Consider the following 21798-nt stretch of genomic DNA (forward strand, 5'->3'; position numbering starts at 1 on the left):
GACGAGTTCGTCCTCTGGCCACCCCCGCAGGTGCATACCGGGTTTCGTCTTACGCACAGATGCCATGTCCGGCGCTGTGAGGTTTCGGCCGCCCCTAGGATTTCGTGAAGCTCCATCCCGGTCGCAATTCGCGACTATCCGCACCTGGTGCCGGGTCGTCATGGTGGAGTGATGGTTTCGTGGGCGATGTGGAGGTGCGTTGATGTTTCGCAAGGTGTTGGTGGCCAACCGGGGCGAGATCGCGATTCGTGCTTTTCGTGCTGCGTATGAGTTGGGTGCGGGGACGGTGGCGGTGTTCCCGTTCGAGGATCGCAATTCGATTCACCGTTTGAAGGCTGATGAGGCGTATCAGATCGGTGAGCCGGGGCATCCGGTGCGGGCGTATCTCTCGGTTGAGGAGGTCATCGCTGCGGCGCGGCGTGCGGGTGCTGACGCCATTTATCCGGGGTATGGGTTCTTGTCGGAGAATCCGGATCTGGCGGCGGCGTGTGCGGAGGCTGGGATTACGTTTGTGGGTCCGTCTGCGGACATCTTGGAGTTGACGGGTAACAAGTCCCGGGCGATCGCTGCAGCCAAGGCGGCGGGGTTGCCAGTCCTGGCGTCCAGTGAAGCGTCGGTGGATGTTGATGAGTTGATGGCGGCCGCGGAGTCGATGCGGTTCCCGGTGTTCGTCAAGGCGGTTGCTGGTGGCGGCGGCCGGGGGATGCGCCGGGTCGAGACCATCGACGGGCTGCGGGAGGCGATCGAAGCTGCTGCCCGCGAAGCGAATTCGGCGTTTGGTGATGCGTCGGTGTTCTTGGAGCAGGCGGTGATCGCCCCGCGTCATATCGAGGTGCAGATCCTGGCTGATCAGCACGGCAACGTGATGCACCTGTTTGAGCGTGATTGCAGTGTGCAGCGCCGTCATCAGAAGGTGATCGAGCTGGCGCCGGCCCCGAACATGCCGCCGGGGTTGCGGGAAAAGATTTGCGCGGACGCGGTCGCGTTCGCACAGAAAATCGGGTACTCGTGTGCGGGGACGGTGGAATTTTTGGTCGACCGCGACGGCAACCACGTGTTCATCGAGATGAACCCACGCATCCAGGTCGAGCACACGGTGACCGAGGAGATCACCGATGTGGATTTGGTGCAGTCGCAGTTGCGGATCGCCGCGGGCGAGACGTTGAGTGAGTTGGGGTTGTCCCAGGATGCGGTGACGATCCGCGGCGCGGCGATGCAGTGCCGGATCACCACCGAGGATCCGACGAACGGGTTCCGCCCGGACACGGGCCGCATCACCGCCTACCGCACCCCGGGTGGGGCGGGGGTGCGTCTGGATGGTGGCGCAACGTTGGGTGCGGAGGTCAGCGCCCATTTCGACTCGATGCTGGTCAAACTCACCTGTCGGGGCCGGGATTTCGAGACGGCGGTCGCGCGGTCGCGGCGGGCGTTGGCCGAGTTCCGGATCCGTGGTGTGGCCACGAATGTGCCGTTCCTGCAAGCAGTGTTGGACGATCCCGACTTTCGTGAGGGTCGGGTGACGACGTCGTTCATCGAGGAACGCCCGCAGTTGCTGACCTCGCGGGTCTCGGCCGACCGCGGCACCCGGATCTTGAATTATTTGGCGGATGTGACGGTGAACAAGCCGCACGGGGAACGCCCGGCGACGGTGTATCCGCGCGACAAACTCCCCGACATCGACATCTCGACGCCGCCGGATGGGTCCCGGCAACGTTTGCTCGAGCTCGGTCCGGTGGGGTTCGCGGCGGACCTGCGGGCGTCAACAGCGTTGGGGGTTACTGACACCACGTTCCGGGATGCTCATCAGTCCCTGTTGGCCACTCGGGTGCGTACGACCGGGTTGGTGGCGATTGCCCCGTATGTGGCGGCGATGACCCCACAGTTGTTGTCGGTCGAGTGTTGGGGCGGGGCCACCTATGACGTGGCGTTGCGGTTCTTGAAGGAAGATCCGTGGGACCGCCTGGCGCAGCTGCGTGAAGCGATGCCCAACATCAACCTGCAAATGCTCCTGCGGGGGGCGAACACGGTCGGCTATACCCCGTATCCGCAGAAGGTGACCCGCTCGTTTGTGGCCGAGGCCGCCGCGACCGGGATCGATATCTTCCGGATTTTCGACGCGTTGAACAATGTGGATCAGATGCGGCCGGCGATCGACGCGGTCCGCGAGACCGGTACCACGATCGCCGAGGTCGCCCTGTCGTACACCGGGGACCTGTCGAATCCGGCCGAAAACCTGTACACCCTGGACTATTACCTGCGTTTGGCTGAGCAGTTGGTGGACGCGGGCGCGCACGTGCTGGCGATCAAGGACATGGCCGGACTGCTACGCCCGCAGGCGGCATCGATTTTGGTGTCGGCGTTGCGCACGAACTTTGATCTGCCGGTGCATGTGCACACTCATGACACCCCGGGCGGGCAGCTCGCGACGTATTTGGCGGCGTGGCAGGCCGGCGCGGACGCGGTCGACGGCGCCTCGGCGGCGATGGCCGGGACCACCAGCCAGCCCGCGCTCTCGGCGATCGTCGCCGCGACCGCGCACACCGAGTACGACACCGGCCTGGACCTGGCCGCGGTGTGTGAGCTCGAACCGTATTGGGAAGCGTTGCGGAAGGTGTACGCGCCGTTCGAGTCCGGGCTCCCGGCCCCGACGGGCCGGGTGTACACCCACGAGATTCCCGGTGGTCAGTTGTCGAATCTGCGTCAGCAGGCCATCGGGTTGGGGTTGGGGGATCGGTTCGAACAGGTCGAACATGCCTACGCCGCCGCGGACCGGATGCTGGGCCGGTTGATCAAGGTCACTCCGTCGTCGAAGGTGGTCGGGGATCTGGCGTTGGCGTTGGTGGGCACCGGGATCTCGGCCGATGATTTCGCCCAAGACCCGGCCGCCTATGACATTCCTGATTCGGTGATCGGGTTCTTGCGCGGCGAGCTCGGTGAACCGGCCGGCGGGTGGCCTGAACCCTTACGGACTCGGGCGTTGGCCGGGCGGGCCCCAGCCAAACCGGTCACCGACCTGTCCGAGCAGGACGAGGCGGCCCTCGACGGCGACAGCGCGACCCGACGACAGACGTTGAACCGGTTGCTGTTCCCCGGCCCGACCAAGGACTACGAAGAGCACCAAACCGCGTACGGCGACACCTCGAGTCTGTCGGCCAACCAGTTCTTCTACGGACTGCGGTACGGCGATGAGCATCGGGTGGAACTCGAACCCGGTGTGGAGTTGCTGATCGGTTTGGAAGCGATCAGCGAGGCCGACGAACGAGGCATGCGCACGGTGATGTGCATCCTCAACGGCCAACTCCGGCCGGTCCAGGTCCGTGACCGTTCCCTCAAGGTCGATGTCCTCGTCGCCGAAAAAGCAGTGTCCGGCAACCCCAAACACATCGCCGCACCCTTTGCCGGCGTCGTGACCGTCGTCGTGGAACCCGGACAACACATCGAACCCGGCGCCACCATCGGCTCCATCGAGGCCATGAAAATGGAGGCCGCCATCACCACCCCCACCGGCGGCACCATCAAACGCATCGCCATCACCACCGTCGCACAAGTCGAAGGCGGAGACTTGCTGGTGGAGCTGGAGTAGGCCGACGAGACGGCCGCCCGCAGCGTCAGCTGGGCGGGAAGTTGCCTGCCCGGCCGAGCTGTGCGGGAACGTCTTTGGACAGTCGGGCACCGAGCCAGGTCGCTGTAGAGGCGAGCGATTCGAGGTCGACGCCGGTATGAACGCCTGAGCGGTCGAGCGCGTAGACGAGGTCCTCGGATGCGATGTTGCCCGTGGCCGCCGGGGCGAAAGGGCAACCGCCGAATCCGCCGATGCTCGCGTCCAGTGCTGCCGCACCGGTCTCCAGAGCGGCGAGCGCGTTGGCGTAGCCGGTGTTACGGGTGTTGTGGAAGTGCCACCGCACCGGAATGCCCGGAGCGGCGCTTTGCGCACCGGCTGCGAGCGCGCGCACCTGAGCGGGGACGCCCACCCCGATCGTGTCGGCGAACGCGATCTCGTCGGGGCCTGCGGCCGCCACACGCTGTGCCACCTCGATGACCCACGCGGGATCGACCTCACCGCTGAACGGGCATCCAAACGACGCAGCAATCGTGACCGTGGTGGAGATTCCGGCGGCCCGTGCGTCCTCGGCAATGTGTTGCCATGCCGAAATGCCCTCTGCGACAGTGCAACCCTGATTCCGCATGCTGAACTCATCGGTCGCGACGACCACGGCGTTGATCTCGTCGACTCCAGCGGCCAAGGCCCGGTCCAGGCCGCGACGATTGAGCACCAGGCCGATGTAGGAGACACCGTTGCCGCGGGGTAGCTGCGCCATCACCTCCTCGGCGCCGGCCATCTGGGGGACGCGTTTTGGATTGGCGAAACTGACGGCTTCGATACGCCGGGCTCCCGCCGCCACGCTGCGGTTGATCAGTTCGACCTTGTCGTCCACCGACAACACGGTCTTCTCATTCTGCAGTCCGTCGCGCGGACTGACCTCCACCAATTGCACAGTGTCCATGAATCCATTCGAGCCCATGCGCCGATCAGCGCCGACACCGCCCCGTCGATCAGACAGATCGGCGGCCAGGGAGGGGGTGGCCCGGCCTGAGTGGGCTCAGCCCAGCCACGCCATCTGCGGGTTCCATGCCGGGCCTGCGTCCGGCGCATCGTCGCGGGTCACCGTGCCCTGGATCAAACCGTAGGGACGGTCGTCGGCATTGAAGACCTCTTTGTTGTTCTCCAGGCCGAACGGGGACAGGTCGTAGATGAAGTGATGCTTGTTGGGAGCCGACAGGCGCACCTCGGCGATCACGTCGTAAGTCTCAAGGATCGTCTTACCGATCTCATAGAGGGTCTGTTGCAAGGCAAGGGATTGCACGGTCGCGAAGCGGTTGATGATGATCTGTTTGATGGCCGGGTAGACCGCCTCCCAGTCGACATCGGTCGTGGTGAAACGCCATTTGGCCACCAGCGATGTGGCCATCACCCGGTCGGTGGTCGGTTCGAGGATCGTGTATTCGTCTTCGAGGAAGTCGTGGAACTCCGAACCGGTCGACTTCAGCAGCACCAGGTCTTTGAGGCCCCCGATAACCCACGTCTGCTGGGCATCACCCTTGCCTTCCACGGTGATGTCGGCGGTCCGGGTCTCCTGGCCGTTGCGGACCCACGTGTGGTCGTGCTCGACACCGTCGACCACGGCGCGTTCCCAGGCGTACTCCTCGACCTCGATCCTGGCCCCGGACACCGGTTCGAAGTCGTCAACGAAATGGCGGGCGAGTTCGAGCGCGTACTTCTCGATCGACTCGATGCCCTTTTCTTTGGCGTATGCATAAGCGGTCTGTTTCTGCGTGTCGGTGGGCAGCACCTTCCGCTGGTCACCGTCGGTGTAGGCCGCGGCGAAGTCGCCGCGAAGGGCGCTGCCGACGTTGATGTCCTTGATCTCGTGCCTGGGGGTGTCGCGATAGATCCGCACCACCCGGTTCTCGGCTTTCCCGTACTGGTTCTCACCCAGGATGATGCCCATGAGCTCTGTGTCTTCTCCTTTGTATCGTCAGCTGCCGCGGTACGTCGAGTAGGCGAACGGACTCAGCAACAGGGGTACGTGGTGGTGCCTGGTGGTATCCGTGACAGAGAACGTGATCGCCACCTCCGGATAGAAACCCTCGATGTGGTTGTCGGCGAACCACTTGCCGGTGTCGAAAAGCAGCCGGTAGATGCCCTCGGTGAGCCCGCGGCCGGCGAGCGATCCGATACGGCCATCAGAATCGGTTGTGCTGGAGGCGAGTTCGGCGCCATCTGAATCGTAGAGAATGACCGTGAGGCCGCTGGCCGGCTTGCCCGTGACCGCATCGAGAACGTGGGTGCTGAGGTCACTCACGACGCGGCATCCTCTCCTTCGTCGACGTATCGGATCGCCGGCTCCAACATGAGTCGCAGCCGCCGACGATTGATCTTCGCCAATTCCATTCGCATGACCCGCCTTTCGGTTTCCGGATCATTGTTCATGCGTTCGTGCAGAATTGCCAGCAGCTCCGTGGCGGGTCGCCCATCGGCGAAGACCAGGTACACATGGCCGAACTTCTCCTCGTACTCGGCGTTGCACCGCTTGAGCTCGGCCAGAACAGCATCGTCTGCGCCGGCGACCCCGGACTGCTCGCGGGCTGACGACGAGTTCGTCGGCCGGTCACCGATCCGGGGGTGCCCGTCGAGCGCCTCTTCCAGGTCTGCCTCGGACAACTCGGCCAGGATCAGATCCGAGCGGTTGTAGAGGGCTTCCTCGTCCGGGAACGGCCTGCCCGCCGCCACCCGGATCGCCCAGATACACGACGTGCAGCACTGGTAGAGGGCGTGGATCGCCTGGCGCTCGCGCAACTCGTTGAAACTCTCGAGTCCTCGCCAGTCAACTCGTCGCACGTCAGGTTCCGTCCTCTCCGATTTCTCGTGGTGCTGCTGCCTTCATCGCAGCGCCCGCTCTGGTTGTTGCACACGTCATTGGTCGAAGTCTGTGCCTGTTCAGCCCATCACGTCCTGAAAGCGGTTGAATCGGACGAAACGATCGGGGTGGCGTCGGATGATCCGGCCTCGAAGTCGGTGCTCATTCGGTGGTACCTCTGGTGAGATGGTCATGTGGGTCTCGTGGGCACCGCCATCCGGGTGGGTGGGTGCCATCGCTTCCCATGAGGATCTCGCGAAGTCTGCTCGTCCGCTCGGCGAGCAGAACCGATATATCCATGGCCGTCGGGCCCAGAGGAGGTCCACCGTTGGAGCGCACCGCGGGCGAGACGGCCACCGGAGACGCCGGTGACAGGGCAGCACCATCGAGTGCGAGCGCGGGCCCCGGCGGCATGCCAGAGCATGGAACGGTGGTCGGGATTCTGTTGGCCGCCGGCGCGGGTACCCGATACGGGATGCCGAAAATACTTGCGCATCAGGGTGATTGGCTGCGCGCCGGGGTGGATGCGCTCGGCGGCGGCGGATGCGCACAGGTGCTCGTCACCATCGGTGCCGCTGCCCCGGAGATGCCCGGGGGAGCGCGGGCCGTACAGGTGCCGGACTGGCGCAGGGGCTTGAGCGAGTCGGTGCGCACGGCGCTTCTGGAAGCCGCCGACGTCCCCGATCTCGTCGGAGTGGTTTTACATGTTGTTGACATCCCGGACGTGACGGGCGAGCAGGTGCGGCGACTTCTGGGCGCGTGCGGCCCCCGACCCGGCCGACTGGGCAGAGCCGGATTCGCTGGGTCTGCCGGACATCCGGTCTACCTCGGGGCAGACCATCTCGATGGGGTCCTGGAGTCGTTGTCGGGGGACCGCGGGGCGGGACCTTATCTCGCTGCCCGTACCGACGTCATCGAGGTCGACTGCACCGACCTCGGCACCGGGCTGGACCACGACCGTCCAGACGTCTGAAGCCGGGACTGCGCGCGAATTCGCGCCACCTGCCCGCGTCCGCGCCGGTTGCAACCGGCGCGAATGTGAGGAGGTGGCGCGAATTTCTGCGGTTTCTGCGGGTTCTGTGGAACGGGTCAGTCGAAGGTGTAGCCCAGCGCGCCTTCACCGAAGCGCTGCACCACGATTCGTGCTGCCGCCAGCGGTTCGTCGTAGCCGTCCCGGGCGAAGCCCGTCAATCGGGCTGCGTTACCGGTGCCCTGGGGCTCGATGGCGACCTCGGCGAGCATCTCGCCGGTGGTCGGCTCACACACGGCCCAGGTGAAACGGGTTTCCTCGTCCCAGCCGCGCTCGCAGGCGCGCACGTGATCGGGGTCGGTGACACCGGCCAGAGCCAGCGCCGGCCGATCCGACACCCGATCATCGTCACGCAACGCCCGCAGGTACCACGCTCCGGCGTTGATCTCGACAGCCTCGATGGCGTACGCCTACTTCAGCTCGAACAGGACCGTGCCCTGGGTGACCGCGGCGCCGGCCTCGACGGCCAGGCCTGTCACGACACCGTCCTTGTGGGCGGTGACCGGGTTCTCCATCTTCATGGCCTCGAGAACGACAACCAGATCGCCCGCGGCGACTTCCTGGCCCTCGGTGACCGAGACCTTGACGACGGTTCCCTGCATGGGCGCGGTGACGGCGTCACCGGACACAGCTGCGTTGCCGCCCTTGGCACGTGTGCGTGCCTTGGGCTTCTTCGTGGCGACTCCGTTGGATCCGCCACCACCCAGGGCCAGATCGCCCGGCAGCGACACCTCGAGGCGCCGTCCGCCGACCTCGACCACCACGGTCTTGCGGGGCTCGTTGTCGTCGTCCTCGATGGGCTGTCCACCGGTGTAGGGCTCGATCGGGTTGTCCCAATCGGTCTCGATCCACTTGGTGTAGATGTCGAAGCCCTCGCCGTCACCGATGAAGGCCGGGTTGGACACGATGTGGCGGTGGAACGGGATGACTGTCGCCAGACCTTCGACCTGGAACTCGGCCAGTGCGCGTCGTGACCGCTCGAGCGCCTGCTCACGGTTCTCACCGGTGACGATCAGCTTGGCGAGCATGGAGTCGAACCCGCCGCCGATCACGTCGCCTTCGACAACACCGGAGTCGACGCGGACGCCGGGGCCGGTCGGCTCCTTGTAGACCGAGATCGGTCCGGGAGCCGGGAGGAAGCCGCGGCCGGCATCTTCACCGTTGATGCGGAACTCGAACGAGTGACCGCGAGGGGTCGGATCCTCGGTGAACTCGAGCTTTTCGCCTGCTGCGATGCGGAATTGCTGGCGGACGAGGTCGATGCCGGCGGTTTCCTCGGTGACGGGGTGTTCGACCTGCAGACGGGTGTTGACCTCGAGGAACGACACCAGGCCATCGGCCCCGACGAGGAACTCGACCGTGCCGGCGCCGTAGTAGCCGGCTTCCTTGCAGATGGCCTTGGCGGAGGAGTGGATCTTCTCGCGCTGCTCGGTGGTGAGGAACGGTGCGGGCGCCTCTTCGACGAGCTTCTGGAAGCGGCGTTGCAGCGAGCAGTCGCGGGTGCCTGCCACGATCACGTTGCCGTGCTGGTCGGCGATGACCTGGGCCTCCACGTGGCGTGCCTTGTCGAGGTAGCGCTCGACGAAGCACTCTCCGCGACCGAATGCCGAAACTGCCTCACGGGTGGCCGAGTCGAACAGTTCGGGGATCTCTTCGATCGTGTAGGCGACCTTCATGCCGCGGCCGCCGCCGCCGAATGCCGCCTTGATGGCGACGGGGACACCGTGCTCCTCGGCGAAGGCCACGACCTCACCCGCGTCCTTGACAGGGTCCTTGGTACCCGGGGCCATCGGTGCGTTGGCCTTCAGTGCGATGTGACGTGCGGTGACCTTGTCACCGAGGTCGCGGATCGACTGGGGCGACGGCCCGATCCAGGTGAGCCCGGCGTCGATGACAGCCTGGGCGAAGTCGGCGTTCTCCGAGAGGAAGCCGTAGCCGGGGTGGATGGCGTCGGCTCCAGACTTGGCCGCGGCGTCGAGGATCTTGTCGAAAACCAGGTACGACTCGGCCGAGGTCTGACCGCCCAGTGCGAAAGCCTCGTCGGCGAGCTTCACGAACAGAGCATCGGCGTCCGGTTCGGCGTACACCGCGACGCTGGTCAATCCGGCGTCCTTGGCGGCCCGGATGACCCGTACCGCGATCTCGCCCCGGTTGGCGATGAGGACTTTCGTGAGTGCTGTGCTGGCGTGACTTGGCACTTGATCTCCTGTTGGGCGCTGGTCGATGCGCGTCGGTGACACTGTCTCGGATTTCGATGTGTTGTTACGTGGGCATGCCTTCCCGCGGGATGTGGGGGACGGCACTAGATGGAGTCTAAGCACCCCGCCGAACAGGCACGACTGCTGGCCCACAGATCGCTCGTTCGGTCACCGATACCTACTCACCGGTAACGTTTTTCAAGGCGCCGATTCGTGCTCGGGGGCGCCCGGTTGCGGCCCGTAGGTGCTGAGATTGCCGACCTCTTTGAGAAAGTCTCCGAAGGCGCCGAGATAACGTCCGACCTGCCGATGGGTGCGGCCTTGTGCCGGGAATCGCGACGAGATGCGGATGCCCGAAGCAGTGCGGTGCACCCAGATGTACACCTCTTCGTTCGAGTAGTTGTGGCTACGGAGCACCCTCGCCCGGCCGGCGTCTGCCTCTGCGTGTCCGGGGGCGAAACGCAGATCGATGAACGAGACGACGAATCTCGGGTCGGGGATGTCTGTGTCTCCCGTGTGTCCGAGGATCTCACCGACCCGCAGGTAGGGCAGGTTCCCGGCTTTGCGGACGCGACGCATCTCGTCCGCCGCCCGGGCGATGATCTGTCCGAAATCGGTCGCGCCTGAGGTGTCGAGACGAAAGGGGACCGTGGCGACGAACCAGCCGAGTGCCCCGAACCACTGTTGGTCGGTGCGCGTGTGCCGGGGGATGACACACCGGAACACCGGGCCTCCGCCGAGATCGGCGTAGACGATCGCCAGGGCCGCCATCACCCCGGACAGCAACGAGCCGCCCGCCGCTGAGCACACCGCCGTGAATCGGTTGGTCTGCTCGTCGTCGAGTAGATCCGCCGTGATCGAACCCTGGGGGATCAGATCGGTACCCGGCTGCGGTGACGGGGTCGGGGCCTCGACCGCCGTCCCGTCCTCGTCGGCGATGTCGAACCGGGGCAGTTCCCCGCCCGAGTCGCGCAGGAAGTCGGCCCACACCGCAACGGCCTCGTGCTCGGCGCCTGCCGAGTCTGCCTCTCGCCGCTGATGGGCACTGAAGTCCACGTACGACCCCACCGGCGGCAGGTCGGGCTCCACCTTGCGCCGGTGCGCGGTGTAGAGCGCCACGAGTTCGTACTGGCCCATGATCAGGGAGTAGCCATCCACCAGAGAGTGATCGGCCGCGAAGAGCAGCGTGAACGAGTCCTCGCGCGCAACGGTGGCAAAGATGTAAGCGGGCCATTGCAGCGGCGCGGTCGCCCGGTCGAAGGAACCTGCCAGCTGATCCAGCAGGGGGCCGGGTTCGCTGTACCAGCCCACTCGCCCCATCTTCAGCTTCACCGATCCGGGCGGGGTGGTCAGCCGGGCCAGGCGGTCCGCCCAGATGACAACATGGCTGCGCAGCACCTCGTGCCTGTCGATCCAGGTCGACAGTGCCGCACGGATGGCCGGTACCGACATCGGCTCGTCGAAATCGATCGCGAGCCCAAGCCACGATTCGCGGCCGCCCTCACGTTTGGTGCGCAGCCGGTATTCGAACGCCGCGCGCAGATGCTGCTCGTGGTTGTGCGACGTGGGCCGCGAATCAGCCGTCCACTGCGCAAATCCGCCCTCGGTGAAGGGCGACCACTCGACCAGCCCGCCAGGTTCGACGGGCTGATCCATCATCTGGATGAACTTCATGACAACGCGATCTCATCGTCCCGGCACCGGGCTCGACGGGCCCAGATGTGCCTTGATCCGCGACAACATGGCCGACATCCCACGCAGTCGCAACGGGCTGATCGCCGATTCCAGTCCCAGCCGTGTGTAGAAGTCGCCTGGCACGGCAAGGATCTCGTCAGCACCGGCACCGTTGAGGCCCTGGTACAGGATGGACGCGAAGCCACGTGTCGTCGGTGCCTGGGGCGGCGCGCTGAAGTACAGCTGCACCGAATCGCGGTTGCTCGCGTCCACCGAGAGGAACAGCGGCGACTGGCATTCGGGTACGGGTTCCATCGCCGCTTCGGCGAGATCGTCCGGCAGCTCGGGGAGTTCGTCGGAGAACTCGAGCAGCAGCTGGATCTTCTCGGAGTCGGTGAGCGCCGAGAAGTCCTCGGCGATCTCATCGAGGGCGGCCGTCACCTCTTGCCACTTGTCGAGGGGGCGGTTCCGGGTTCGGTTCCGGTCACGATGGGGGCGCGCACGGCGTTGCCCCATTCGGTCCAGGAGCCGTCGTAGTTGCGTACCTTCTGGAACCCGAGCAGGTGGGTGAGCACAAACCAGGTGTGCGACGACCGCTCGCCGATCCGGCAGTAGACGATGGTGGGTTCATCAGATTTGAAGTCGGCGTACAACTCGTCGAGTTCGGCCTTCGGCTTGAACCGGCCGTCCGGGGCGGCCGCCTTGGCCCACGGGATGGAGACCGCGGTGGGGATGTGTCCGCCACGCAGCGCACCCTCCTGGGGGTACTCGGGCATGTGCGTGCGCTCACCGGAGTACTCCTGCGGCGACCGGACATCGATCAGTGGTTCGGTGCCGAGTGCTCCGCGCACCTCGTCGGCGAATGCACGGATCAGCGAGTCGTCTCGTTCGACGACCGGGTAGTCGGACTCCGGGTAGACCGGGACGTCGAGGGTGATGTCGCGGTCCTCCGAGAACCAGGCGTCGCGGCCGCCGTCGAGCAGTCGTACGTCTTCGTGACCGAACAGGGTGAAGACCCAGAGTGCGTATGCGGCCCACCAGTTGCTCTTGTCGCCGTAGATCACCACGGTGTCGTCGCGGCGAATGCCCTTGCTGCGCATGAGTTCTGCGAACTGCTCGCCGGAGATGTAGTCGCGGGTCACCGGGTCGTTCAGGTGGAGGTGCCAGTCGACCTTCTGTGCGGTGGGGATGTGGCCGATGTCGAACAGCAGCACGTCCTCGTCCGATTCGATGATCTTGAGGCCGTTGGTTCCCAGGTGGGCGCTGAGCCATTCGGTGCTCACCAGACGCTCTGGATGAACATAGTCGGCGAAGCCGGGATTGTTGTCGATCTCAACGGTCACGTGCGGTGCTCCAAATCGGGCTGGACGATGCGTGCGGGTGTACCCCCTGAGCGTAGTGCCGACCGCAACACCGACGCAGTGGACGGGGCCGGAGGACCTGATGCCGGACGCGTCACCACTCGGTGGCGAGCCTGCGACCCAGTTCGTCGAGGAAGGTGCCCATGACGGATACAGCCGTTTCGGTGTCCGGGTAGCGGGTGCGCAGGGCCAGCCCCCGATCTGTGCGGGAGATCCAGAACTGGGCGTCGTCTGCGGTGGTGACGTTCGAGATGTGGGTCGCCCCGATCTCCTCGTGTGTGCCCGAGCCGGGCAGTCTGCGGTAGTCGACGTACGAGACCATGAAGATGTCGTCGCGACGGCGGTGGATACCGCCGGTCGCCTCGAGCACCTGGGGCACCGGCACCTCGCCCAGCTTCACCGCCGCGCGTAACGCGGGGCCCGTGCGGGCGACGGTCTCATCGAAGTTCTCGGACGCGACCACCTCGAGTGGTGCATTGGTGGTGAACCACCCGACCGCGTTCTGCCACGGCTCTGAGCGTCGGGTGTGTACGGGGAAGAGCATGGACGTCTGTGGTCCGCCGCCGAGGCCGCGGACTGTCTGTGCCATCGCCGAGAGCACGCCGGCGAAAGTGCTCGCCCCGGCGCTCCGACACCGGCTGCCGAAGCGGTCGGTGGCCTCGGGTCCGAGCAGATGACGTAGGTCGACCGCCTGCGGCGCCTTCTCACCCGGGAGCAGTCCGAGGTCGAGTGGAAACGACGGGGCGGTGTTCTCGTGCTCGTCGAAGAACGTCAGCCACGCCCGCATACGGGGGTCGGACCGCCCGATGGGAGCAGCGTCGGATTCCGCGGCGCAGTAGTCGACGAAGTTGCCTGCCATCGGCATCTCGTCGGCGATGAAACCACCCGGTTCGGCCTTGGCTGCGTGGTAGAGCTGGTGCAGATCGCCCACGATGATCGACATGGAGTAGGCGTCCACGTGTGAGTGGTCGAATCCGCAGAACACCGTGGAGCGGTCGGCGCGGTCGATGGCTGCCAACAGGTAGGCCGGAAAGCCGAACGGGTGACAGGCATCGTTCAGTGAGTTCCACAGCAGATCGCGGAGATCGGCCGACGTCGTCTCGATCCCGGTGCGCGCAACGAGGGTGATGTGCGACGCGTCGTGCAGTTCGCGAGCTATTCCGCCGTCGGTTCGTACGAACCCGCTGTGCAAGGTGCCGTGCCGTGCGATCAGTAGGCGGTACGCCCGTTCGAGTGCTTTGGTGTCGATTCGGCCGTCCACATCGAAAGCTGCTGCCAGCCAGATGGTTCCGTCTTCGGCGCCGGCGAGATGAAAGGTCTGATTGAACGAGGGTGGCACCGCGGAGGCGACCACGCGATCCGCGGAGCTGTCCACCGACCACCGCAGGAGGACACCGGGGTCGGGCGAGTAGCGGTCAATCGTGGTGACGTGCAAGCGCAAGCTCCTCGACGGGGGTACTCGCAACAGCGTAGTCACCTTCGCGTGCGACGGTGTCGATCACCTCCCAGAGGCGCTGCAGATATCGCTTGATCTCGAGCTGCGCCGTTGCTGTGTCGGGGGTCTGGAGTCCCAGGTAGAGCCGTCTGCGGTCGCGGTTGAACCACATCGATGCGTTAGCGGTGCGACCCTCGCCGGTGAATATGACACCACGATCGTGCGCGGGCCGGCCATCGCCCGGAAATCGCCGAAAGTCGAGGTAAGACAAAAGGTTCGGCGTCCCGGCGACATCGCGGGGATCCATTCCTGAACGCAACAGTGCGGTGATGACCACGGGCAGAGGCACGGACGAGAGACGTTTCGCCCTCACGTGGCCGGCGTGGGCGGCCGCGGTGACCTCGGTGAACGAACCAGCGGACGCCACGTCGAACGCAACCGGTGCGAAGTTGCAGAACCATCCTTGGGACAGCGCGAACTCCGTCGACCTGGTGCCCAGCACGGCGATGGCGAAGTAGTCGGTGCGGCCGGTGAGTTCGAGTGCTGTTATCGCTGCGGCTGCGTATATGCCGCCCATCACACCTGCGCCGGACTGCCTGCACACGCGTTCGAACCGATCGGCGCCTGCGGCGTCGAGCAGGTCGAACTCGATCGGTCGGACCGGCGCGGTTTCTCCGGGCTCGAGCCCTAGATCGAGCGGGAACCGCGGCATCGCGGCGCCGTGGGAGGTGAAGATGTCAACCCACTCTGCGACCTCGGGTGATTCGTCGGTGAACCGAGAGGCGACGTCGTTCTGCAGGCTCGCGTAGTCGAGAAGACTGCCCGTGGCTGCGCTGACGTGCGGGGGTGGCGCGGTCCCATTCTTCTCGGCTTCGTACAGTTCGGCGATCTCGTCGAGCACCAGTGCCTGTGAGGCGCCGTCGGACAGGGCGTGGTCGCAGCCGTAATACATCGTGAAACCGTCCGGTCTGCTGATGGCCCCGAACGCGAAACCTGGCCAACTCGTGGAGATGGCCTCGGCGCCGAGTCTGGCGTGGATGTACCGCCGGAACTCGGTTTCGGTCGTGAAGTCGCCCACGCGGTGCGCCTCGAACTCGACCGCGTCGGGCTCCGTCAGCATGCGCGTGATCTGCATGGTGTCGGTGCGGAACCAGGTCCTCAGTCCCTCGTGCCGAAGGGTGAGAGTGCGCAAGGCCCGACTGAGCGCCGCAAGGTCGATCGGACCGTCCACTTCGGTGGCTGCTCCCAGATATGCGTTGTGTTCGCCACCCGCGGCGGCGGTCGCGTGGCAACCGCGAAGGTGGTTCTCCTGCAAGAACGTGAGTGGGCCCGGCGCGGTCGGTGCGGCCAGGGCTCGCGCGGCCGACGTGGGACTCGGGTGCCACTCCAGCAATACGCCGGGGGCAGGCGTCCACCAATCCATCGCGGTGAGGATCACGTCCTGGCTCCTTGTCTGAGGGAGAGATGTGTTCGAGGGGACTCGACTACGCGGGGAACTTGTCCTCCGAGTACGTCAGCGAGAACGGGGCAGGTGTCAAGGCGTGGAATCGGTGTTCCTGGGTCAGCTCCGCCAACTGGTTGCCGAGACCCGAGATGAAGGCCGCCACGTTCGTAGAAGCCACATCGGTGGCCGGGTACCGAGCCGAGATGTTCAGTCCCTCGGGCGTCCTGGAGATCCAGAGGTAGACCTCGTCCCCGGAATAGGCCGCGCTGCGGAGCGTGTGCGCGCGCCACCGGACCCAATCGTGCGCCCCCGGAACGAATCGCACGTCGAGGTAGGACACGACGAATCGCGGAACCGCCCGGTTCTCGAGCAACTCGGCGACCCGCGGGTACGGGTAGCGAGACAAGTCCTTTCGCTCCGCAATTGCCGCCGCGGCTGCGGACATGCAGTCGGCGAACGATTGTGCGCAGGTGATGTCGATCTCGACCGGGATGATGCCCACGTACCAGCCGACCGACTCGGCGTACTGCGACTCGTGGCGGGTGTGCACCGGCATGGTGAAACGCAGGGTGTTCGTGCCGGTGAGTTCGCGCGTAGTGGTCGCAAGAGCAGCAAGGACGGCTGATTGCAGTGTGAACCCGAGTCGTCTGCAGTGTGCGTTCACCACCGCGGCAGTCTCGTTCGACAGGAGCCATGACGACGTGCCCGCCTGTGGCCGGTCCGCGATGTCGCAGTCGGTGACGTGTGGTGCGCCTACGGCCTCGACGGGCAGAGGGAAGGCGGGGAACGCGCCGGTGCCGACGCCCAGGAAACGGTCCCAAGCCCGTACCGCCACATGATCGGCGGTGAGGCATCCTCCGGCGAGCCGGTCGGTGACACTGAAGTCGATGTGGCTACCGATCTGCGGCAACTGATGCTCTGCCCCGCGCACCTCGAACGCGTACAAACGCTGTATTTCATTGATGGACAACAACATCGAGTAGGCGTCCATCACCGAATGGTCCGCCGCGAACACCAGGACGAATCCGTCTCCCGGCAGAGCACCTTCGACCTCGGTGATGGAAGCGACGAGACAGTGTGGCCACCGCAGTGCCGAGATCCGGGAATCGAACAGGCCTGTGAGGTGGTCGTGGATTGCGGATGCGTCGATGGGCTCCGCAACACGTGGTCGCATGTCGAGAACGCATCCGGCATTGGTGAGCCTGGTCATCGAGATGGCACCCGTCGTGTCGACCCCGGTGGCCACCGTGGTTCGGAGGGCTTCGTGCCGGAGCATCCAGCTTCGCAGGGTGCGGGCGAGTGCCGGTTCGTCGTAGCGTTCGTGAACTTCGAAAACGCCTCCCAGCCACGATGATTCGTCAACGTCACGCGTCTCGTAGGCCAACCCCCGGACCACGTGGTGTTCGTGGACATAGGTCAGCGGCCGATTGTCGACCGCCCAGCACTCGCCGTCACCCTCGGTGCTCGGAGTCCATTCGGTCACCCGCCCGGACGGGAGGCGGTAATCAGCCAGTTCAGTGAATTCCATGTTGCAGTATCCGATTCGGGATGATCACGCACGACAGGGGAACCCGCGGGAAGAAGGGGGAGGTGGGCGACGCCGCACTGCGCCGGATGCGCGGGAGTATTCGCTGCGCTCCTCAACACTAGGACCGGATATGGGTCTTTGCCTCAGCAAAAGGACGTGGTGTTCGTCACGCAGGCCCGAAGTTCCTGCCATTCGTTTTGCTACCACGTGTCGCCGGTGTGTCGTGCATGTGAAAAACACTGTTGGACAGTATTTTATCGACACCACAGAATCTGACGATGGCGCAGGCACGCGTCATGGCAGCGGTTGCCACCCGGTGTTCGACAAGGCTATGTTCGTCACAGGCGGGTGCGCATCGCAGCCCTACTCGTCCTTCAGGTTCAGCTGGGGTGCACGGAGGCCCAGTGCTGTGCCGGAACAGATTTCGGGAACAGGTGCTCTGCCGATCTGTTCGTCCGCACCGGTGACGCCGGACATCGGCGAAACAGGGTGTCCTTGAACGTGATCGGCGTGCTGCTCCAACAGTCGTGATGCACCAACAACTGTCAGATGAGGGAGATCGATATGGCAGTCGGTTCTGGTCTGGCCATCGAGGCAACCGGTCTGAAGAAGAGTTTCGGCGATTTCCATGCGGTCGACGGCATCGATCTGGCAGTGCCGGCCGGGACGGTCTACGCAGTGCTGGGCCCGAACGGAGCTGGGAAGACCACCACCGTTCGGATGCTTGCGACCTTGCTACGGCCAGATGAGGGGCGGGCGCAGGTGTTCGGATTCGACGTCGTCCGACAGGCCAACGCGGTCCGGTCGCTGATCGGGGTCACCGGACAATATGCGTCGGTGGACGAGGATCTGACCGCGGCGGAGAACCTGAACATCTTCTGTCGACTCCTGGGCTTGTCGAAGACCCAGTCCACGAACAAGACCGACGAGATGCTGGCTGAGTTCGGTCTCCAGGATGCTGCCGACCGCACGCTCAAACACTTCTCCGGTGGCATGCGACGGAGACTCGATCTGGCGGCAAGCCTCATCTCGAGGCCGCCGCTCATCTTCCTCGACGAACCGACCACCGGATTGGACCCCCGCACGCGGGCTCAGATGTGGTCGACGATCAGGGAACTCGTCTCGGGAGGGTCCACCGTCTTGCTCACCACCCAATATCTCGAGGAGGCCGACCAGTTGGCCGACCGTATCGCGGTCATCGACAACGGTCGCCTCGTCGCCGATGGCACAGCCGACGACCTCAAAGCCGCGGTCGGCACCTCCACCTTGATGCTCCATCTGATCGATGCGGCAACGGCTTCGGACGCTGCTCGGATCGCAGGCGCCATCACCCACTCGGAGGTGAGCATTGCCGGTGCGGCCGTGGCGGTGCCCGTCACCGACATGGAGCCTGTGCCCGAGGTGCTCTTCGCCCTGCGCGCGGCAGGGATCGGTGTGCGTGAGATGACCGTACAGCGGCCGAGCCTCGATGAGGTCTTCTTCGCGATCACCGGGAATCAACAGGCAAAAGGCCGGGACGGCGGCCGAAAAGCGATACCGGACCAGGGGAAGGACGCGGCCTGATGGGGCTGGCGACATCCACTCGCGGCACGATCTGCGTCGAGGGATATGACCCCAAGGTCGCGGCACTGCTGGCCGACCGGGTGATCGCCGACCACGTGTCGGTCTCGGAGTCGGTGTCCCAGGCACTGACGATGGCCCGTCGTGGTCTGCTCAAACTCAAACACAACCCACAGCAGTTGTTCGACGTCGTTGTGCTGCCGATCGTGCTGACGGTGCTCTTCTCCAGCATCTTCGGTGGTGCCATCGCCGGAGACGTACCCGCCTACCTGCCGATCTTGATCCCAGGAGTGCTGGTGCAGGTCGCGGTGGCGGCGTCGGTCACCACCGGCGTGCAGTTACGGGAGGACCTCGACAAGGGCGTCTTCGACCGCTTCAAATCCCTGCCCATCGCCCGTATCTCACCACTGGCCGGGTCACTGCTCGCGGATGTCGTGCGATATGTCATCGCCACCGGCGTGACCGTGCTCGTGGGGCTCGCGATGGGATACCGGCCGGGCAGCATCGCTGGACTGCTTGCCGGATGTGTACTGGTGATCGTCGTCGCATTCGCGCTCAGTTGGATCTTTGCGCTGATGGGGGTGTTGATGAACAAGGCGTCCACCGTCCAGGGGGTCTCGATGCTGGTGCTCATGCCGCTGACGTTTGTGTCCAACGCTCTTGTGCCGGTGGATACCCTGCCCGGGTGGATGCAGGCGTTCGCGTCGGTCAATCCGGTCTCACACCTGGTCTCTGCAGTCCGTGAACTGGCGGTCGACGGGCACTTCGGCCCGGAGATCGCATGGTCGCTGGCCGGGGCATTCATCGTCTTGATGGTCTTCGCCCCGCTGACCCTGCGCGTCTACATGGTGAAAACGTGAGTGTCCGTGGGCGTTCAGGACGGCAATGGACCGCGGACGACAATGGGCCGCGGTCGCCGATCACGGTGCGATTCGATCGGTGACGGGTCGTAACAGATGCTTTGCGGCGAAGGTGTCCGACTCTTTGTCGTAGGTCCGGATGACCAGCAGTCGGCCTGCGTGGAGGAGGGTCACACAGGGCAGGTAGACCAACACGGCCGCCGCGGCGAACCCATAACGCTTGTGTAGCAAGAGGGTACGTGGCAGGTAGCTCATGTATCGGACAAAAGCCGGGATGCTCGACTCCATCCGTCGTGGTGAGACCCCGACGGTGATGTCGGGTAGGAAGGCGTTCCTGCCGCCGACCGCTTGCACACACAGCCCGGTGTCCACATCTTCGAAGACGTCTCGGCGCATGCTCACCAGATCGCGTACCAGCTGCCAGGTCTCGCGCCGGACCACCATGTTCGAGCCGTACAGAACGGGTACGTCTTTCACCGTATGCCGGCGTCGGCGACGACCGCGGAGTGGATCGAAGCGGTTCTTGAGGCGTTCGACAGCGTCTCCGTACGGCAGTCCGTACGCCTCGCCCCGACCGCAGAGTGCGGCCCATCGCTGTTCGGTGTCGTGCTGCAGGAACTCCACGACGGTGCGTGCCCAGTGAGGCGGTGTGATCGTGTCCGAATCGATCCGCGCGATCGCGTCCCCGGTTGCTGTGTCCAGTCCGGTGTTCCGTGCGTACACCAGACCCTGCAGCGGTTCCGAGATCAGGGAGATCTCGGGGATCTGCTTCGCATACGACAACACGATGTCGACGGTCTGGTCGGTGGAATTGTTGTCCACCACGATGATCTCGCGGATGAAATCGAGCTGGCCGATCAGACTGTCGAGGCATGGTCCGATCGATTCCTCTTCGTTGTACGCCGGCACGACAACGGACAGGATCTTCGAGTTCATCTGGTTCCTCTGTTCGGTAGCTGCGGGCTGACTGTTTCCTCGATGATCGCGATGGCTGAAGCGACTGCGCACTCAGGCTTGATCATCGAGGTGGCCGTGACTCGGACAGCTGCGCGGCGGCCCGGTTCGATGAGGGCGCTGACCAAGGACGTCAGCTTGTCGGAGTCGATGCGGGAGATCGGCGTGGACACCCCGACCCCCAACCGGGTGAGTTGTCGTCCCCACATGGGCTGATCCGCCCCGAACCAGCAGATGCCGGTGGGCAATCCGGCACGCAGAGAAGCGGCAGTCGAACCCGCTCCACCGTGATGGACCGCTGCGGTACACCGAGGAAGCACCGTCTTGTGATCGATGGTGGGCGTCACGAAGAATCGGTCATCGGCGGAGTCGACGGAGAGATGGCTGCCGCCGGTGACGAGCAGGACACGTAACCCCAGTCGTTCCGCGGTCGCGACGATCGCGTGCTCGATGATGCTGGGGTCCCCGATCTTCATGCTGCCGAAGCCGACGTACAGCGGCGCCGGGCCGGCATCGAGCCAGTCGACGAGGGAGCGATGTGTCAAGTCGCTCTGCAGTTTTGGCCGAGAAGGGAGGTACTCCAGGAAGCCCACAAGAGGACGACTCCGCCCCCATTCGTCGCCGAGGCCGGGGAACAGGAGCGGATCGTAGGCCTGCAGTTCAGGCACGCCCTGCCCGGCGATGCGCGATGCGGCCGGAGTCTTCGCGCGGCCGAGCCCCAGCTCACGGCGCAGCTCGTTCTCGGTGGATGCGCTCGTGTGCCAGAGTATGCGCTCGATGAGCGTCCAGCTGTGCGCCGTGATCGAGGGCGGTAGCCAAGGTAGCGGGGAGATCACCGAGTTCTTGCGCATGGGGCAGTAGTGCAGTGGCACATACGGAATGCCGAGGGATTCGGCCACATTGAGGATGCGCTCCTGACCCGCGCTGCCGCCGATGATCACATCGGCACCCTGTCCCACGGCGTGCAGATCATGCTGTAACCGACTTCCGCCGCGCAGCGTGATCTCGGACACGGCTCGAAGGCGTTTCACGGGATTCGATGACTTGAGGTCTCTGGTCACGAGATCTGATCCGAGGAGTTCGTCGGTGTCGATACCGCATGGCTGGGTGGCGAGGCCGGAATCGGCCGCCCATGACTCCAGATTGGGTGGAACGGCCAGGGTCACCTCGTGGTTTCGGTGTGCCAGCGCAGAACCCAGTGCCATCGCCGGCTGCACGTCACCTCGGCTGCCGTTGCAGGACAGAACAATCTTCATGGTCCTCCTCGTCCGCACAGTATCGGGGGGTGGTGTGGGTTCGGCAAATCGTAAGCGCCAGGCAGACTTACCGTGCTCG

General features: G+C 64.9%; 18 protein-coding genes. 4 read left to right on the forward strand and 14 right to left on the reverse strand.

All coding sequences use genetic code 11. The features are described from left to right. Positions 1 to 202 precede the first annotated feature (202 nt). A complete protein-coding gene (locus WIMU1_RS21110; RefSeq protein WP_062800127.1) occupies positions 203 to 3583 on the forward strand; it encodes a pyruvate carboxylase in 3381 nt (1126 codons plus the stop codon). A 25-nt stretch (positions 3584 to 3608) separates the two neighbouring features. On the opposite strand, the gene WIMU1_RS21115 is transcribed toward WIMU1_RS21110, so the two are convergent. From WIMU1_RS21115 to uraD, 4 genes are all read right to left on the reverse strand, one after another. Next, positions 3609 to 4505 carry a hydroxymethylglutaryl-CoA lyase gene (locus WIMU1_RS21115; protein ID WP_062800305.1) on the reverse strand — a complete coding sequence of 299 codons (897 nt, stop codon included), beginning with the start codon at positions 4503 to 4505 and terminating at the stop codon, positions 3609 to 3611. Between the two features lie 96 nt (positions 4506 to 4601). Continuing rightward, complete coding sequence (gene pucL / locus WIMU1_RS21120; protein ID WP_062800129.1) at positions 4602 to 5510, reverse strand: factor-independent urate hydroxylase; 909 nt, start codon at positions 5508 to 5510, stop codon at positions 4602 to 4604. Positions 5511 to 5537: 27 nt separating this feature from the next. Next, a complete protein-coding gene (uraH, locus tag WIMU1_RS21125; protein ID WP_062800130.1) occupies positions 5538 to 5864 on the reverse strand; it encodes a hydroxyisourate hydrolase in 327 nt (108 codons plus the stop codon). Next, positions 5861 to 6400 (reverse strand): 2-oxo-4-hydroxy-4-carboxy-5-ureidoimidazoline decarboxylase, encoded by a 540-nt coding sequence (gene uraD / locus WIMU1_RS21130; RefSeq protein ID WP_062800132.1) that lies wholly within the window; start codon positions 6398 to 6400, stop codon positions 5861 to 5863. Before uraD ends, uraH begins: the two co-directional genes overlap by 4 nt. Positions 6401 to 6831: 431 nt before the next feature. On the opposite strand from uraD, the gene WIMU1_RS21135 reads away from it, so the two are divergent. After that, on the forward strand, positions 6832 to 7392 hold the full coding sequence (locus WIMU1_RS21135; protein ID WP_062800307.1) for a nucleotidyltransferase family protein: 561 nt from the start codon (positions 6832 to 6834) through the stop codon (positions 7390 to 7392). A gap of 116 nt (positions 7393 to 7508) precedes the next feature. On the opposite strand, the gene WIMU1_RS21140 is transcribed toward WIMU1_RS21135, so the two are convergent. From WIMU1_RS21140 to WIMU1_RS21175, 8 genes are all read right to left on the reverse strand, one after another. Then, positions 7509 to 7850, reverse strand: a complete 342-nt coding sequence (locus WIMU1_RS21140) for a hypothetical protein (RefSeq protein ID WP_031333148.1) — start codon at positions 7848 to 7850, stop codon at positions 7509 to 7511. A 9-nt stretch (positions 7851 to 7859) separates the two neighbouring features. Then, complete coding sequence (locus WIMU1_RS21145; protein ID WP_062800134.1) at positions 7860 to 9647, reverse strand: acetyl/propionyl/methylcrotonyl-CoA carboxylase subunit alpha; 1788 nt, start codon at positions 9645 to 9647, stop codon at positions 7860 to 7862. 198 nt (positions 9648 to 9845) lie between these two features. Beyond that, entirely contained in the window at positions 9846 to 11321 is a 1476-nt protein-coding gene (locus tag WIMU1_RS21150; protein ID WP_062800136.1) for a condensation domain-containing protein, read from the reverse strand. 12 nt (positions 11322 to 11333) lie between these two features. Further along, the gene (locus WIMU1_RS21155; protein WP_023961605.1) at positions 11334 to 11762 is read right to left on the reverse strand and encodes a SufE family protein; all 429 of its coding nucleotides are present in this window, start codon (positions 11760 to 11762) and stop codon (positions 11334 to 11336) included. After that, positions 11759 to 12664 carry a sulfurtransferase gene (locus WIMU1_RS21160; protein WP_062800137.1) on the reverse strand — a complete coding sequence of 302 codons (906 nt, stop codon included), beginning with the start codon at positions 12662 to 12664 and terminating at the stop codon, positions 11759 to 11761. Before WIMU1_RS21160 ends, WIMU1_RS21155 begins: the two co-directional genes overlap by 4 nt. 112 nt (positions 12665 to 12776) lie before the next feature. Next, entirely contained in the window at positions 12777 to 14117 is a 1341-nt protein-coding gene (locus WIMU1_RS21165) for a condensation domain-containing protein (RefSeq protein ID WP_084248471.1), read from the reverse strand. After that, positions 14098 to 15555: a condensation domain-containing protein gene (locus WIMU1_RS21170; RefSeq protein ID WP_062800139.1), complete on the reverse strand. Its 1458-nt coding sequence runs from the start codon at positions 15553 to 15555 to the stop codon at positions 14098 to 14100. The genes WIMU1_RS21165 and WIMU1_RS21170 overlap by 20 nt, the downstream gene beginning before the upstream one ends. Before the next feature lie 46 nt (positions 15556 to 15601). Further along, complete coding sequence (locus WIMU1_RS21175) at positions 15602 to 17089, reverse strand: condensation domain-containing protein (protein ID WP_062800141.1); 1488 nt, start codon at positions 17087 to 17089, stop codon at positions 15602 to 15604. 564 nt (positions 17090 to 17653) lie between these two features. Here WIMU1_RS21175 and WIMU1_RS21180 point away from each other — a divergent pair. Further along, positions 17654 to 18652, forward strand: a complete 999-nt coding sequence (locus WIMU1_RS21180) for an ATP-binding cassette domain-containing protein (protein WP_120802756.1) — start codon at positions 17654 to 17656, stop codon at positions 18650 to 18652. Further along, a complete protein-coding gene (locus tag WIMU1_RS21185) occupies positions 18652 to 19509 on the forward strand; it encodes an ABC transporter permease (RefSeq protein ID WP_243404366.1) in 858 nt (285 codons plus the stop codon). Before WIMU1_RS21180 ends, WIMU1_RS21185 begins: the two co-directional genes overlap by 1 nt. Positions 19510 to 19569: 60 nt before the next feature. Here WIMU1_RS21185 and WIMU1_RS21190 read toward each other — a convergent pair whose 3' ends face one another. Further along, on the reverse strand, positions 19570 to 20445 hold the full coding sequence (locus WIMU1_RS21190; RefSeq protein ID WP_062800143.1) for a glycosyltransferase family 2 protein: 876 nt from the start codon (positions 20443 to 20445) through the stop codon (positions 19570 to 19572). Then, a complete protein-coding gene (locus WIMU1_RS21195; protein ID WP_062800145.1) occupies positions 20442 to 21719 on the reverse strand; it encodes a glycosyltransferase in 1278 nt (425 codons plus the stop codon). Before WIMU1_RS21195 ends, WIMU1_RS21190 begins: the two co-directional genes overlap by 4 nt. Positions 21720 to 21798 lie beyond the last annotated feature (79 nt).

Source organism: Williamsia muralis NBRC 105860, from assembly GCF_001598915.1.
Lineage (GTDB): Bacteria > Actinomycetota > Actinomycetes > Mycobacteriales > Mycobacteriaceae > Williamsia > Williamsia muralis.